Origin of the sequence: Streptococcus sp. 27098_8_74 (assembly GCF_041431705.1) — a bacterium.
GTDB classification, from domain to species: domain Bacteria; phylum Bacillota; class Bacilli; order Lactobacillales; family Streptococcaceae; genus Streptococcus; species Streptococcus salivarius_E.
Map to the genome: position 1 here is coordinate 16458 of NZ_JAPVYF010000019.1, position 16024 is coordinate 32481.

The window sequence follows — 16024 nt, forward strand, 5'->3', positions numbered from 1 at the left end:
ATACCATTAGTTTTCATAATTGTTCTTGGTAAATCTCAACGTAAAAAAAATTTTAATTAGGAGATATAATGAAGGTTTTAGGATACATCATGCTTTCTTTTATAATGCTATTCTTAGTAATTTCAGCATTTCCGTATATTTTAATTGGGGCTTTAATTTATAGTCTTTATCGATTGATTAGATATATTAGGAAAGTTCGATATTTTAAGAGTCCGAATTTTTTAGCCCATAAACTGGCACTTGCTGATACAATCTCTGAATATAATGAAATATCTAATTATGTAAACTCATTTGATCAAATCAGTCTTAGAGCAAGTCAAGCAGATCGATATAAATATTCTAACCTAGCTACTTATCAAAATACTAGCGTGCATAATATGAATCGTAATCGACATCAGAAAACGCTGTCTAGTAATGTTCACCACGCTTCGCTAGCAGTAGTTCGAAAAGCGTCTGAAGAGCCTTTAAAGTATTTGTGTAAATATTTTGATTTCAAACCTAATGAAGAGAATCTCCAACGCATTCAGGATATCGGTGAAGTAGTATCACGTTTTACAAATGCGAAAAGTAACTTAGACATGCGTCTAGCTCAAATTGAAGCAGATTTCAATCCTCCTAAATTTATAAAAAAATACTATCGTGATGAATTACTTAAACATTTAGAAGTAAATATTCCAAAAATTCATTTTTATTTTCCACAATATATTTTTGAATATGTTAGTGCGGGGGGAAACAGCTCACAACGAACAACTATCACACTTGACGACATTACTATCGAAGCACTTATAGAATATATTGATGATAATATTAAGCGTAGCAAGACTGCAAAAGCGCAGCGTTCTTTAATGACAAAAAAATTACGTGAATTTATTAAACGTCGCGATAATTATACCTGCCAGAATTGTTATGCCTCTGTCGCTCAGCAAAACCTTTTACTTTTAGAAGTTGACCATATCATCCCTATTTCAAAAGGTGGCTTATCTACTAAAGACAACTTACAAACATTGTGTTGGAAATGCAATCGAACAAAATCTAACAAAATCATATAAAATAGGTATTTGATGTATTATTACGTTAGTTATTATTGCTTTGTTGATTCCTTTATATATATTGTCTATAGATAAGTATTAGCTGATGTCTCATCTCCCACAATTCACAATTTTTATATGACAAAAATATTTAAATAAATGATTTAGTTCTGTATTGTACAGGACTAAGTCATTTTCTACCATTTGTCAAGTTTATCAAGGTATTTGATGAAAAATAGTTTGAGTGCCATAGTCAAACTAAGGAAATTATCTTTTTTGAACTAAAGATTAGTGTAAAAAATGTACACTAATCAACACCTTATCTGGTGATTTTTTTGATAAGGCGTTACAATAATATGGTATAAACAATTTTACCGATTTTGGGTAGAAGTATAATCGTAAAGTTTGTTGTGCATTATGAGGTAATAATAAGACGATGTATAGAGGCAATCGTGTGTGGTTTGGTTTAAGTCACTTGCGATTGTCTTTTCCGTTTCTCACAGAAGTCTGCGATATGACAAGGATTGGTGTAGCTATCTGAAGTTATGTTAAGAATGCACTTAAAGAGAATTTTTCTGGCAGAGGGATTCCCACATTTGATGAAATGTTCCTTGGCTAGAAAGTTTTAGTTTTACCTTAATGCACTTATTATCATAATAATCAATGTATTCTACAATAACTTGTTTCAATTGCTCAAGTGACTTAGACACCTTCTCATGACAATAAAACATTTTCGATTTCAAAATTCCAAAAAAGGACTCCACCATACCCTTGTCTAGGCTATTCCACTTGCGTGACATGGATGGTTGAATCCTTTATCCTCTATAAATTGATAATGATACTGGTGAGAATATTGCCATCCCTACTCACTATGGAGAATAGCAATCTCCTGGTCTCTCTATAAAGGCCTGTTCTAAACATAACTTTCATCTATACCAAGTTCAGTGTTAAAACCATCTAAAACAGGAAACTATAAAAACTTTTTATTGCTGTGGGTTATTGAAATTATTAAACGCTACTTCTACCTTTGTTGGTTGTAAGGTTAAGATAAAAATAATAAAACCACCAAGATATGGAATTAGCGATAGGAATATCAAGGCCCAGTGGTAACCTGCATCTCATAAACGACGTACTATGATTGCAATGGATGGTACAAGTGAGGCCAACGCATAGACTCCTATTCCTAACACTACAATATAGACCAAAATCATTTGGAAACTATATGGATCAGATATATACGTAGAGGAGTCTCCTCCTAAAATCATGATTAGTATGAGTAAGAAACTAAACAATAAATAAACCAAGCATTGCGCAAGAACATTAAGCCAATAATCTGAACGCGTTGAACGTCCCTTAAAATCTACATAGCCCTTCCAAAATTTTTTGTAGGCTTCAATCATAATAAAATCCCCCTTTTTTATGATACTCCCAGTATAGCAAGAGAAGGGAAGATTGACAAATCAACTAAAAAACAGCCTACAAGGCTGTTAAGTCATTATTATTGTTGTGAATTATTGAACTGTTTGAAAGGAAATTCTACTTTTGTGGGTTGACAAGACAAAACCAACAGAACGATATCACCTATAACAAAGGCAAAACGTAAAAAAATCAAGGCCCAGTGATAGCCTGCATCGCGCAAGCGACGTACCTGAAGGGAAATGGATGGGATAAAGCTAGCAGGAAAATAGGTCATTACAAGCAGATACGGTAAGTTGAGAATAACATGGTAAGGACTATCGGGACTATCAAAAACAATTACAACTATAACTATGCTAAATAAAATGATAGTTACTATAGTATTTGCTAGAACTGCTAACCAATATTCTGAGCGAGTTGGACGTCCTGTAAAATCGACATAGCCCATCCAATACTTTTTATAAGCTCTAAACATGACAAAAGCTCCTCATTTTTGATACCACCAGTATATCAGAAGGCCTGTTGTCTAGCAAACTAACCTAAAAAAGCTCCTTCATGGAGCTTGATGGTTTATTCTCTAATTTGACCTTGGCCATTAATATAGAACTTGGTTGAGGTTAGGGCCTCAAGTCCCATTGGGCCACGGGCGTGCATTTTTTGGGTTGAGATTCCGATTTCAGCACCCAGTCCAAAGACGAATCCATCTGTGAAGCGGGTTGAGGCATTAACATAGACAGCTGCAGCGTCAACATCATCTTGGAATTGCTCCGCACGACTGATATCCTGAGTCACAATAGCCTCTGAATGCGATGTCGTGTAAGTGTTAATCCAGCCAATAGCCTCATCAAGGCTATCTACCACTTTAACAGACATAATATAGTCAAGAAACTCTGTCGCAAAATCTTCTGGTGAAGCGGGTACGGATTTTTCCATAAGTTTCAAAGCCTTTTCATCCGCACGGAACTCAACAGCCTGAACTTTTGAAATAGCTTTTTCCAAGTTAGGCAAGAAGTCTTCCGCAATATCAGCATGAACAACGAGAGATTCTGCAGCATTACAAACACTTGGTCGTTGGGTTTTGGCATTGATGACAATCTGTGTCGCCATATCTAAGTTAGCATATTTATCCACATAAATATGACAGTTACCAACACCCGTTTCAATGACTGGAACTTTGGCTTTTTCTTTAACCGTTTGAATGAGACGGGCTCCGCCACGAGGGATGAGCAAGTCTACATACTTAGTCGCCGCCATAAGTTCTTCTGCTACCTCATGAGAGGTATCTTCAACCAGCTGAACGGCATCTGCTGTGATACCCGCATTTTCCAAAGCCTTACGGGCTACTGTAACCAAGGCCTTGTTGGAATTGATGGCATCACGTCCTCCACGAAGAATGATAGCATTATTGGTTTTAAAGGCAAGGCTAAAGGCATCGATTGAGACATTGGGACGGCTCTCAAAAATCATAGCGATAACACCCATAGGAACACGCTTTTGAACGATTTTGAGACCATCCAGATTCGTATAGCCACGAACTACTTGACCGATTGGGTCCTGAAGATCTGCCACCTGACGGACACCCTCAGCAATCCCTGCGATACGGTCTTCCGTCAAGAGCAAGCGGTCTTGCATAATCTCTGAAATACCATTTTCCTTGGCATTGACCATATCCTTAGCATTTTCAGTGATAATATAGGCACTCTCAGCTACTAGAGCTTTAGCTACCTGATTTAAAAGGTCGTTTTTAGCTGCTGTTGACAATTTAGCAATCTGACGACCTGCCACTTTGGCCTGCTGGCCCAATGTATCAATATATGTCATATTAGACCTCCTGTTTAAAGAGTGTACCGATTTTGGCTCCTTCTAGGACACGAAGAATGTCACGTGGATTTTCACCATTCATCAAAACCATTTGGCTTTGATTTTCAAAAACCATCTGAGCTGACTTAATCTTACTCATCATACCACCCGTACCAAATTTACTACCGGCACCACCAGCTGAGGCTATAATTTCCTCTGTAATCTCTGGGACATAGCTACGAAGGGTCGCATCCTCATAGACATTTGGGTTCTTATCGAAGAGCCCATCAATATCTGACAACATAATGAGTAGGTCAGCACCAACAATCTTAGCTACGATAGCTGACAAGCGGTCGTTGTCTCCGAACTTAGTCGCATGGTCCATTTCATCTACGCTGACAGCATCATTTTCATTAACAACTGGAACAACTCCAAGCTTGAAGAGGCTCTCGAAGGCATTGATGGCATTGGCCAAACTCTCAGGATACTCGACCACATCACGGGTCAAAAGCAACTGAGATACCTTGGTTTGGTAATGTGAAAATACCTGAGAATAAAGGCTCATCATGGCCACCTGACCTACACTTGAGACAGCTTGTTGCTTACCGACTTCAGCCGGTCGCTTGTCTAGGTCTAAGACATTGAGCCCGAAGCCCATGGCACCAGAGGATACGAGGACAACCTCAATCTCTTTATTATGCAGGCTAGAAATAACAAAAGCTAGCTGATCGATTTTTTCAAGATTAATTTTCCCTGATGGTAAAACCAGAGAGCTAGTCCCGATTTTGATAACCAGGCGTTTTACTGAGTCAAAATTTCGTTTCATGTTTATGATTATACACTAAATTCAGGTATTTTAACATATATAATGCATAAGTTTACATATTAAGGATTTTCAGTAAAAAAGAATCCCTCCAATCGGAGAGACTCTTTCAACAGTTTGTTCTAGGCAAAAAACATGGCTCTAATACGTTTCCAACGTCTGCGATCAACAAAAAGATAAACGATTAGGGCAATTAAAGCTATAAGCCCAGATACTATAACGTTGACTACTAGGGCAATCCAGAACTTACTTGCAAAGAAGACAATACCTCCTAGCAAGGCAGCGATGAAAATTGTAAGAATAAAGATACCCATATAGAGCCACTGTCCGCCACCCCGATTGAAGAGCTGAGTGACTTCCTGCCAATTCACTTCCAATAATTTAAGGTCACGTTCAAAGAAATAGCCACCTACAAGATAGGTTGTTACGAGAAAACCAAGAGCGAAACTTGCCACCAAAATAGGATGGAGATGTGCAAGGAATATTAAACCAAGTCCTCCTAGTAAGAGGGATACACCGACTTGCAAGCCATAGAAAATCCAAAACTTTTGACGAAGATAGTCACCCGTATTGATTGGCAGGCTACGGATAAAGTCAAAGTTTGTTCCTTCTAAGGAAGTTGCCACCCCAAGAAAACTTGTTGGTTGCGCTGAAAAGAAACCAAAGGCAATTCCGACTAAAAGCATGAGCCCGAAATAGTCTGGACCTAAGTCTTTCAAAAAGAACGCACCTCCACCCAGCATGATCATATATAATACTGGTACCACATAGGTATTGATAATGAGGGTTGAGTTTCCCAAAGTAGATAAATGATGGCGAACCAAGACCTGTCTTTGACTTCGAGTAACAACTTTTACCTGAGTCTTTCTAGCCTTTTTGTTATAAATGGCTTCGTGGAAATAACGAGGCATTCTGACTTTATAAAACCAAAAGCCCAAGATAAGCACTAAGATAAGAGGAAGATAAAAATTTAGTAGAGCCTCTGGAGATAGAGGAGCAGCTACCACATCATAGTAACCTCTTAGATAAGGCAATAAAGGAAAATCAATATGTCCAGCACCCTTAATATAACCATTAAGAAAACCAACCATCATGATAGGGAACATAATCAATAGGGTTGACAGGGTCATCAAAATAGTCGAATAGAGCTTTTGACGAGAACTGCGAACAATCAGCGTTCCAATACTATTAGACAGAATCACTGAAAAAACGAGATTGATAAAGAGAGAAACGATAAAGGATAGCAGCCCCACGACTATCCCCAGTGGGCCAATAAATTGCCAGTAAGCTAGAATGAGAAGACTAAGGATAGGTACCATGAAGGTCATCCCAACCATAGAACCTGACAAGGTCTTGGCCAAAAAGACTTCTGATGGCTTTAAAGGAAGAGGCAGATATGCCTTGCTATCCTTACTATCGTAAAAGGTACTATAGAGAGCCGTAAAAGTCTGGAGAAGCCCCATGATTGAAAATGTCAAAAGATATAGGGTTAAGACTCCAGGATTGGCCTTATAATCGACACCTACAAAAAGATAGCTATATACAACCGTAAAAATAATTAAAATCAAGAGTTGTTGTCTAAGCATGGCATTAACGATGGAGAAATTAGCCTTTTTCTTTTTCTCCTGACGTTTCTGTAGGTTAGTTACTGCTTGAGGATTTGCATAGAGGAGATTAATTTTAAAAAGCTCCCAAACATGGTTCCAGTTCATGACTACACCTCCTCGATCTTACGTCCAGCCATTTCCAGATAAATAGTTTCCAAATCCTTGTCAGGGTACTGAGACTTAAGTTCCGCTAGAGACCCTTGGAAGATGAGTTTTCCTTTCTTCAAAATAGCAATACGATCACAGAGCTGCTCAGCTACACTTAGAACGTGGGTTGAAAAGAGCACACTATTACCCTCCTTAGCGTGGTTACGCATGGCTTCTTTCAAATCATAAGATGCCTGTGGATCCAGACCAGTCAAAGGCTCATCCAAAACCCAAATCTGCGGATTAACCAGAAGAGCACCGATAACGACAACCTTCTGACGCATACCGTGAGAGAAGGAAGAAATGAGGTTATAGCGACTTTCCGTCAAGTCAAAGGTAGCCATAAGATTAGTCAAACGTTCCTCAACCTGACTAGCTTCCAAATCATAGATACGTGTCAAAAAGTACCAATAGTCATTAGCAGTCAAATTTAAAAATAAGTCTGGTGAATCTGGCACATAAGCGATTTTTTTCTTGATAGCATCACGATGTTGGCTGAGGGCCATATCATCGACGTAAACTTCACCGTAGCTAGCTTCAATGATGGATGTCAAAATGGAAATAGTCGTGGTCTTACCAGCCCCATTGTGACCAATCAGACCAAAAATCTCCCCATCTCGAATCTCGAGGTTAAGATCTGAGAGAGCATCCTTATCTTCATAACGTTTCGTTACGTGTTCAAAACGAATCATCTTTTATCCTTTCTTGAGAATCTATTTAACAATAGTCTCATTTTAAACTTTATATTAGATTATAAATTAGAGTTATTGCCTTGTCTTTTATGGACAATACTCTAGGAACACTGGCAATAGATTTAGATAAGGCTATTTCCTTATCTTTTCATTTATTGTATCATTTCAAAGGTACAATTTCAAGAAAACGTTTGTAAAAACGAGACAATTTTGCATTCGATCTTTGATAATGCTAAACTTATAGTATTTAGAATAAATAGGAGGAAAATCACTGATGCCAACTGGAATTATCATCAACTCGCTATCTATTATCTTAGGAGGAATCGCTGGAGGGCTCTTCGGGGACTATCTCAGAGACGATTTCAAGGAAAATCTTAACCTTATCTTTGGTCTAGCCTCTATGGTAATGGGGATTAGCGCTATTATGAATATGGTTAATATGCCTGCGGTTATCTTTGCGGTAGTTATCGGTACCATCATTGGGCTGGCCCTAAAGTTTGGAAACCTCATCAACAAGGGAGCTGGACTTATGGAAAAAGGCTTGTCCAAGATTACACCAAGCAAGCAAACAGGGTTAGCTCACGATGAATTTTATGCGCAGCTCTTGACAGTTATCGTCCTTTTTTGTGCGAGTGGTACAGGAATTTACGGGAGTCTTGAGTCTGGGATGACAGGCGATGCTTCTATCTTAATTTCTAAATCTATCCTAGATTTCTTTACGGCTATGATTTTCTCTTGTAGTCTAGGCTACATCGTCTCCATGATTGCCATTCCACAATTTATCGTTTTCTTCCTCCTCTTTGTGAGTGCTGGTTTCATTCTCCCTCTAACAACAAAAGCCATGATTGGAGACTTTAAGGCTTGCGGGGGCTTCCTCATGATTGCGACCGGTTTTCGTATTATGAAACTGCGTCAATTCCCAACAGCAGATATGATTCCAGCCATGATTCTGGTTATGCCTATTTCCTGGGCCTGGGTCAATTGGGTGGTTCCTTTGATTAGTTGATATTAGGATTAAAATAAACTAAAACCGTCAGTCTCATGCTGACGGTTTTTATCTCTATTTATTGCTATTATGGATCCTAACTATTAAAAACTAGTAATGTTTGTGGCAGTTAATTCTAATTTTTCTAACCTTGTTTAGACTAAGATGAGTTTGTTATAATAGCCCTTGTAGGCCTAAGCAACCTACAAGATACTTTTTTTCATAACTATTTCCATCCTCTAATATTTTAACGAACTTACAATACTGATGGAAATCTATCGAAAAGACTGGTGTGTGCACACCGGTCTTTTTTGGTGGGATTAAGACACAAAAAACCACTCTTTCACCATGAAAGAATGGTTAGGCTATAGCTTATACTTCTACGACTTCCAAGTCTTTTCCACCTAGGAGAATAAGGTATTTATCAATCTTATCTATTTGATAGGCTTGGCTGAGTGCTTTAGCATAGAGGCTCATTTGACCTTTGTAACGTTCCTTAAGTTCACTAGGATGAGTGAAGCGGTCCGTCTTATAGTCAAAGAGGACAATACGGTCTTCAAGAAGAAGGTAGCCATCGATGATACCACGGACGACAAAATCTTCTTTACTAGCGGGATCTTCTGCCAACATAGCAAATGGTGCTTCCCGACGCAACTTACCACGGTTAGCTAGAATGAGCTTCCCAAGTTCGGTGTCAAAGAAGCCTAGTAGCTTTTCTAACTGCACACGCGACTTAACTTGATCATCTGCCGATACCCGACTCAATGCCTGTGTTAAATCTTGGAGGGTCACAGTATCAGAAAGAATCAAGCGTTGCATGAGTTCATGGGTAGCAGAACCAACTGCAGCTCCAGTGACCTTAGGTTTTTGCCCAAAATTTGGAAGCTCAAAGGTAGCGGTAGTCTCAAGAGGTTGCACTTCCTCTTTCTTATCCATAATATCCACCCCTTCGGTATCCATAACAGGTTCGTAGAAGGCTTTGAGCTGGCTCGGCGTACGCACAGATGGTAGGTCAATCGCTGGTGCATAAAGCTGGTTGAGTTTTTCAACACTTTCTAAGACAGTTAGAGCACGCTTAATGTCTTCCGTCTGGCGATTGTTAGATAAATCATCAGCATTTACTGCCGCCTTGACTTGAACCTGACCAATAGCCTCTGGCGTCAACTCCTCAGCCTCAACAAAGCGAACAGTAAACTTGAGATCCTTTCTCATAAAGGCGGTATCCAAAGCCATAACCCAATCCTGATAAGTAGCGATTTGGTCACGTAGAGCTACTGGTAGGCGATTATTTTCGACATCCGTGCCAAATTGCTGGGTTAATTTTTCCTTACTACCCTTACCAACCAGGTAGAGTTTTTTCTCTGCACGAGTCATTGCAACATAGAGCAGACGCATCTCTTCTGAGATACTTGCTCGACGCTCTTCCCTACGATTTTCCTGGAAGGTTAAGGTCTCTAGAACAACATTTAACTTGGGCAAATTGGTGTTTATCTGGTCTTTAAGGTCAGCTAGGTACTTAATGCCAAGTCCTTTTTCACGGTTGATAATATACTTACCACTTAGTCCATCCCTACTGTGACCAATGAACTTGCGATTCATCTGCAAGACAAAGACATACTTGAACTCTAGTCCCTTGGACTTGTGAATAGTCATAAGGCTAACGGCATTTTTGGGAACCAAGTCTGTCACTTCCTCTAGGTCGTTACCGCTAGAAATGATCTTATCAATCATGCCAATAAAACGAGAAAGTCCCTTAAAGCCAGTCTTTTCATAGGCATTGGCACGCAAGGCAAGGGCGTAGAGATTGGCCTGGCGTTGCTCAGCTCGTGGAAGACTGCCGACATAATCATAATAGAAACGATCGTCGTAAATCTTCCAGATGAGGTCATAGAGCGAGTGCCACTTACTGTAATCACGCCAATCTGCCAGAGTCTCAATGAAGAGAGTCAACTTGGCCTCCAGTCCTTGCGTCACGACTTCTGGATGAAGTCCTGATTTAGTATGAGCTGCAAGAAGCTTGTCATAGAATTGTCCTTTGTCAGCCTGGACAGCAATCCGAGCCAGGTCGTCCTCGTTGAAGTTAAACATCGGTGAACGAAGGAGGGCAACGAGGGCATAGTCATTAAGAGGATTATTGATGGCACGAAGGGTATCCAACATAATCATAACTTCTAGTGACTCTAGGTAGCTTGACTTGTACTCGTCAGGAACCAAGGGAATTCCGTGCTCCTCAAAGCTTGCCATCAAGTCCAGATAGGTGTTGCGGGTTGGTGCTAGGAGGGTAATGTCCTCAAAACGTACACCCTGCTTATGCAGACTGATAATTTCTTTGATAACCAAGGAAATCTCACCACTACTGATAGGTTGATCAGAACCTTCCTCGTCAGGAGTCACACTTGCTTCATCACTATTGTAAATCAGAACCTCAGTCTCATTTTCAGGATGAGGCTCTTTTTGCTTCTCGCTACCCGCTACCAACATGTGTGTCTTGTCATAGAGGATGTCCCCGATTTCCTGGTCCATGAGGTGGCTAAAAACACCATTGGTCGCATCAAGAACTTCAGATTGGCTACGGAAGTTCTCTTTAAGGAGAATCAGCTTACCTGCATCTGGATTTTCAAGGAAAAGCTGGAACTTGCCATTAAAAATCTGAGGATCCGCCTGACGGAAACGATAGATGGATTGCTTGATATCTCCCACCATGAATCGGTTGTGACCGTTAGAGAGGAGCTCCAACATGCGTTCTTGGGTATGGCTATTGTCTTGATACTCGTCTACCATTACTTCATGGTAACGGTCACGGTAGCTGGCTGCCACCTCTGGATTTTCCTCCAAAATACGGATGGCGAAGTGGGCAATATCTGAGAATTCAAAGGCATTTTCCTGAATCTTGGCCTGTAAATACTGGTCTGAAAAATCAAGCACAAAGGCCTGAAGCAGCTCTAACAGAGGTAGGATGTCATCATTATGCTTGGTCAAAACCTCGAGGACCGTTAGTTGGGTATCAATCTCACGCAACTGGGCCACAAACTCATTTTTGGTCTTGTTGTAAGCTTCCTTGTAGGCCTTGAGTTCCTCGTCTTTAGGACGGGTCATATTTGTCAAGCCAGTCCCTCCTGACAGAGTCAAGAGTTGTTTGAGCAAGTCCTCCATATCGGTTTGGTCATTGGCCAAGGCTCCCTCCAGAAGGCTAATGGCATCTGACACATTATTCAGATACTTGGCCTTGGCAAATTCACGCTGAGCTAAGCCTAAATGGTCTCTTAAGAAGGCTAAGAAATCAGCCAACAAGCCATCTTTGAGACCCTCTAAAAGCTCAACTTTAGCCTTGTCTGGCTTGGCATCGGTCTGCCCTTTTAAGAGATTCTGACGTAGCCATTTTTCAGGACCTGCAGTAGCCTGAGAAAAGTTATAGACATCGTAAACTAGATCACGGAAGGCCTTACTAGTCTTACCATTTCCAGCGAAGTTGCGGACCAATTTTTGGAAAAGCTGGGCATCCTTGGCTTGCATGTAATCATTGAAAAGATCGGTATAAACCTCATTTTTCATAAGCGTCTGCTCAGCAGGGTCTGTCATGATGCGAAAAATAGGTGACACCCCCAGGAGATAGCCATACTGATTGACCAATTTCTGGGTGAAGGCATCCATGGTTCCAATATCAGCCGTCCCAATCTTGGCAATCTGATCTGAAAGAAAGGCACGCTCTTCATCCGTCTCAACTTGTCCAAGTTGCTCTGTCAGACGCTTTTCCAGACGCTCTTTTAACTCACCCGCGGCCTTTACCGTAAAGGTTGAGATAAAGAGTTGGTCAATGCCAACGCCACGTCCAATCATATCAAGTATACGCTCAACCATGACAAAGGTTTTTCCTGATCCAGCCGAAGCTGACACAAGAATATTACTACCATTACTGTAAATGGCCTCAATCTGCTCAGGTGTTAACTTGCGTTCCTTGTCAGAAGCTGCTTCTTGGTCAATACGTTCCTTAATCTCTGTTGGACTTAAAAAAGCTTTAGTCAACATGGTTGTCCTCCTGGTCTTTGTTGTCTGCTGTCACAGCTTGATCAGTGACTGGAAAGGGGACGATAGTTTCAGCAACTTGCATCTCATTATCGTCCTCATCTTTTGCCATCAGCTCCAAATAGGCTTCCTTCTTGCCCTTACTTGGTAAACGCAAGAGTTTTCGAGCCTGTCCCATGTGGCGGTCGGCTTCAAAATGAGTAATAGCCTTGATTTGATCTCCTTGGACAGACTTGCCATCCTCAGTATAAGGATTAACCGCAAAATTCCCGCTTCGAATAACTTCAGCAGCACTTGTAAAGAGCTTAATATTGTAATCAAGCAAGGTTTCTAGGTCCTCCTTATCATAGGTGACAGTCTTTTGTAAATCATAGTTTCCACCAGCCAGATGCTCCGTTTCTGAAGCCACAAAAAGTCCCTTATAGGTCAATTCCTTATGAGCCTGAGCTGCTAACTTATCCAGACCAAACTGAGCTAGGTTAAGCTGTGGGTCCTGCATGTGAAGATACATGGCACCAAAAAGCTGATCAGCATCAACCTTATAGGTCTGGCGAAGAGCTTCTAGATAGGTTACCAATTGCGGACTGAGACCATTGTAGAATTTCTGAATGTCAAAGACATTTTTACCTGATTTGTAGTCAACGACACCCAGAGCCCCATCCGTTAAACGGTCCACACGGTCAATAATCCCTGTAATCTTGATGCTATTTGCTAAAAGCAAGTCAAACTTGGCTTCCTCACGCTCAACCTTAACAGCCGCATTATCACGCAAAACACTGGCAGTTGATCGGGCGATATCTTCTAAAATCTGACGAGATAAGCGACTCTCTTGGTCCTCTGTATAGAGAAGTTCAAAGGGTTGTTCCTGATTGGTCTGAGCAATAGCCTTTTCCAATTTATCATCGAAGTTTTCTGACGAAGAATCACCCATGACACGCTCAAAGACACGGTGCAAGTAAGTCCCATGGTGTCGAGCATCTGGATGGATGGACTCCAACTCTTCAAGCCCCAAAACATAACGCAAGAAATAAAGATATTGGTTGTTATAGAAGGTCGTCAGAGCCGAGGCTGATAATTTCAGTGGTTCTTCCCCCGGAAAGACCAGCTGCATGACCTGATCATCAACCTTGGTCGTCGTCACATCGTCAATCACATTTGGAATCAAGACTTGGTCCTTATCAAGTCGCTTACGGAGATAACGCACCGCAACTGACCAGAAAGTCTGCGTTTCCTTGTCCAAATCAGCATCTAGATGGCTACTGTTAAGGGCGATGACAGTTGATAGAAGGTCCTTGTAGTTCCCAATCTGGTCACCCTTAGCCTCGAAACGATTACGTCCCTTTTCAACCAAAGGAAGACCAAGGTCAAGCAGCTCCTTCAAATAAACCGACATGTCATCTTGAGTCTCATTGAGAATTTGTGGCTGACTAAGCACCAATTGTTCACTAGCTGCATTAAAAAGTGACATAGCCACAAAATGCCCCCGCTGACTATTGCTCTGCGTAACAATATCCAAACTCCGGTGTTCATCCGTAGCTTCATTGATACGACTACGTTCCTCGTCAGACAGGAGACTCTTATTTTGCCCTACCTTTGGAAAATGTGACTGGGTCATGCCCAAGGCAAAAACATAAGGAGCAGAGTGTGGTTGAATCAAATCGTATTTCTTCACATTGACCACATCAACAGTAGCTGGGACCGTACGGTAATCACAGGCCAACATGCCCGAACGCAAGATAGACAAAAAGTCATCCACTGAAAGTGTTTCTTCCCCAAAGATTGTCTCAACCTGCTCCAAGAGTTGCGTGAAGGCCTTCCAGACCTGTTCATTCTGCTCTTTTTCAGCTTCACTGGCCTTGGCAGTCAAACTAGCCATCTGACTTGGCACTTGCACAGCCTCTAAAAAGACCACAAGTTTCTTGAGCAGACTAGACCCCTTCTGTTTGCGACTGTTAAGCAACTTGTCCAAGGGCTCTACCAGTTGTGATCTCAAGGTATTGAGCTGATCCAAATCATACTTATCACGACTATTAGCCGTGAAATCAGAAAGGAACTTGTGACGCCCCTTGATATCTGCAAAATTGACATAATATTCAAAAAGGTCTAAATCCTCTTGAGCAAAACCACCATAGAGACCGGATTTTACGAGATTAAGCAAATCCTCGGCACGGTAATTATAGCGCTTGATACGTTCCAGCGAATCCACAAACTGCACCAAAGGGTGGCTAGACATGGTTTCTTCCTTCCCGAAATAATAGGGAATATCAAATTTTCGGAAAATCTGCCCCACCTGAAGCTTATAACTCTCCTCATCACCTAGCAAGACCAAAATATCCTTGTAGCGCTTGCCATCCGCCAGCAACTGACGAATACTCTTGGCAACCTGAGCCACCTCTTCCTTTTGGTTGACCACTTCCCAGACCTGCAAGGCTTGCTTGTCCTGAGCAGTCAGCTGCTCATCTACCGTACTAAAATCATGACGGCTTTCCAAAAGACGGCTAATACGTGCAAAAGAAGGATTGCCCTCTTTGTCTGTCGTCACGTAGTCAGGTGTCACCTTATAAGTCTGAGCCAGAGTTCTCAGAAAATCCACTGAAGCTTGATAAACATTGCCATAGACAAAATTAGCCCTATAAGCCTTTTGACTGGCATAAGTTCCAATGACAATCTGGTGGCACTTATCATTCAAGAGTGCAACCAGTGCTTCCTCCTCGGCAGAGAAACGCGTAAAGCCATCAATGACCAAAACCGTGTTACTCAAGGCCTTATCTAGGTGGCCTGAGGTAATCTCCTTGAAGAAGGCACTGAGTTTGGATTGATTGTCGAAATCTCCCGCCAACAAGAGATTCTGAGCCACACTGAAAATCCTTACCAAATCCTCTTGTTTCTCCGCCTGATCCAAATGCTGCAAATCCAGAACTGTCATATTAGCCTGCTGCAACTCTTTGTAAAGGTCCACCAATTGATTAATAAAGTTACTATCCTTGCGTAAACGACCATAAACCTTGAGCTCATCATCGTCCATATGTGACAAGACCTTATAAAAAATCATGGCCAGACCAGTATCATCCAACTGAGTTTTTGGGTTACTCGTATTGAGAATAAAGTACCTAGCCATCTGAGTAAAACGAGTCACCGTAATCTCAAAGGACGCTGACTGAGGCAGGTATTCCAAGACCTTACGCTCCTTCTCAAATGATAGGGCATTAGGGGCAATATAAAAGACCCTCTTTCCCTTTTGAGCATAGCTAGTTGCCTGCTCCGTCAGAATTTCTGTTAAATCCTGAGACATATCCGTATAAAGTAATTTCATAAGACGTCCCTTTCTTGTCTCTACACCAGTTGTTAGGCTAAGCAATCGCCATTCACCTAGCTCTAAGAACCACTAATCCTTGCTATTATAACACAGAATGAAGCAACAATCAGACTCCTCCCTCACCCCTTCCTCCTCCGATGTCCTAAGCTTCAGACATAAGCGTAAGCTCAACAGCAAAGAGCCCTAC

General features: G+C 41.2%; 9 protein-coding genes and 3 pseudogenes. 2 read left to right on the forward strand and 10 right to left on the reverse strand.

The genetic code is table 11. The features are described from left to right. Positions 1–68 precede the first annotated feature (68 nt). On the forward strand, positions 69–1049 hold the full coding sequence (locus O3670_RS08160; RefSeq protein ID WP_051677073.1) for an HNH endonuclease: 981 nt from the start codon (positions 69–71) through the stop codon (positions 1047–1049). A 350-nt stretch (positions 1050–1399) separates the two neighbouring features. On the opposite strand, the pseudogene O3670_RS08165 reads toward O3670_RS08160, so the two are convergent. The 8 genes and pseudogenes from O3670_RS08165 to O3670_RS08200 all read right to left on the reverse strand — a co-directional run. Beyond that, positions 1400–1653 (reverse strand): annotated as a pseudogene (locus O3670_RS08165) (IS110 family transposase); the annotation flags it as partial. After that, positions 1589–1995, reverse strand: a pseudogene (locus tag O3670_RS08170) (IS3 family transposase); the annotation flags it as partial. The pseudogenes O3670_RS08170 and O3670_RS08165, both read right to left, overlap by 65 nt. Before the next feature lie 16 nt (positions 1996–2011). Next, positions 2012–2428: pseudogene (locus O3670_RS08175) on the reverse strand (DUF805 domain-containing protein). A gap of 98 nt (positions 2429–2526) precedes the next feature. Next, entirely contained in the window at positions 2527–2919 is a 393-nt protein-coding gene (locus O3670_RS08180) for a DUF805 domain-containing protein (protein ID WP_073686183.1), read from the reverse strand. A 95-nt stretch (positions 2920–3014) separates the two neighbouring features. Then, on the reverse strand, positions 3015–4265 hold the full coding sequence (locus O3670_RS08185) for a glutamate-5-semialdehyde dehydrogenase (RefSeq protein ID WP_073686184.1): 1251 nt from the start codon (positions 4263–4265) through the stop codon (positions 3015–3017). Position 4266: 1 nt separating this feature from the next. Further along, complete coding sequence (proB, locus tag O3670_RS08190) at positions 4267–5070, reverse strand: glutamate 5-kinase (RefSeq protein ID WP_073686185.1); 804 nt, start codon at positions 5068–5070, stop codon at positions 4267–4269. Between the two features lie 119 nt (positions 5071–5189). Continuing rightward, entirely contained in the window at positions 5190–6779 is a 1590-nt protein-coding gene (locus O3670_RS08195) for an ABC transporter permease (RefSeq protein ID WP_073686186.1), read from the reverse strand. A gap of 2 nt (positions 6780–6781) precedes the next feature. Further along, the gene (locus O3670_RS08200) at positions 6782–7513 is read right to left on the reverse strand and encodes an ABC transporter ATP-binding protein (RefSeq protein WP_002891761.1); all 732 of its coding nucleotides are present in this window, start codon (positions 7511–7513) and stop codon (positions 6782–6784) included. Between the two features lie 274 nt (positions 7514–7787). Here O3670_RS08200 and O3670_RS08205 point away from each other — a divergent pair, with 274 nt between their 5' ends. Then, on the forward strand, positions 7788–8519 hold the full coding sequence (locus tag O3670_RS08205) for a DUF554 domain-containing protein (protein ID WP_002891763.1): 732 nt from the start codon (positions 7788–7790) through the stop codon (positions 8517–8519). A 351-nt stretch (positions 8520–8870) separates the two neighbouring features. On the opposite strand, the gene addA is transcribed toward O3670_RS08205, so the two are convergent. Then, a complete protein-coding gene (gene addA / locus O3670_RS08210) occupies positions 8871–12524 on the reverse strand; it encodes a helicase-exonuclease AddAB subunit AddA (RefSeq protein ID WP_371595990.1) in 3654 nt (1217 codons plus the stop codon). Next, positions 12514–15834: an ATP-dependent nuclease subunit B gene (gene rexB, locus O3670_RS08215; protein ID WP_371595991.1), complete on the reverse strand. Its 3321-nt coding sequence runs from the start codon at positions 15832–15834 to the stop codon at positions 12514–12516. The genes addA and rexB overlap by 11 nt, the downstream gene beginning before the upstream one ends. Between the last annotated feature and the right edge of the window lie 190 nt (positions 15835–16024).

Coding starts and splice junctions, on each gene's coding strand:
- O3670_RS08160 (WP_051677073.1), top strand. CDS start 69: ATGAAGGTTTTAGGATACATCATGCTTTCTTTTATAATGCTATTCTTA.
- O3670_RS08180 (WP_073686183.1), bottom strand. CDS start 2,919: ATGTTTAGAGCTTATAAAAAGTATTGGATGGGCTATGTCGATTTTACA.
- O3670_RS08185 (WP_073686184.1), bottom strand. CDS start 4,265: ATGACATATATTGATACATTGGGCCAGCAGGCCAAAGTGGCAGGTCGT.
- proB (WP_073686185.1), bottom strand. CDS start 5,070: ATGAAACGAAATTTTGACTCAGTAAAACGCCTGGTTATCAAAATCGGG.
- O3670_RS08195 (WP_073686186.1), bottom strand. CDS start 6,779: ATGAACTGGAACCATGTTTGGGAGCTTTTTAAAATTAATCTCCTCTAT.
- O3670_RS08200 (WP_002891761.1), bottom strand. CDS start 7,513: ATGATTCGTTTTGAACACGTAACGAAACGTTATGAAGATAAGGATGCT.
- O3670_RS08205 (WP_002891763.1), top strand. CDS start 7,788: ATGCCAACTGGAATTATCATCAACTCGCTATCTATTATCTTAGGAGGA.
- addA (WP_371595990.1), bottom strand. CDS start 12,524: ATGTTGACTAAAGCTTTTTTAAGTCCAACAGAGATTAAGGAACGTATT.
- rexB (WP_371595991.1), bottom strand. CDS start 15,834: ATGAAATTACTTTATACGGATATGTCTCAGGATTTAACAGAAATTCTG.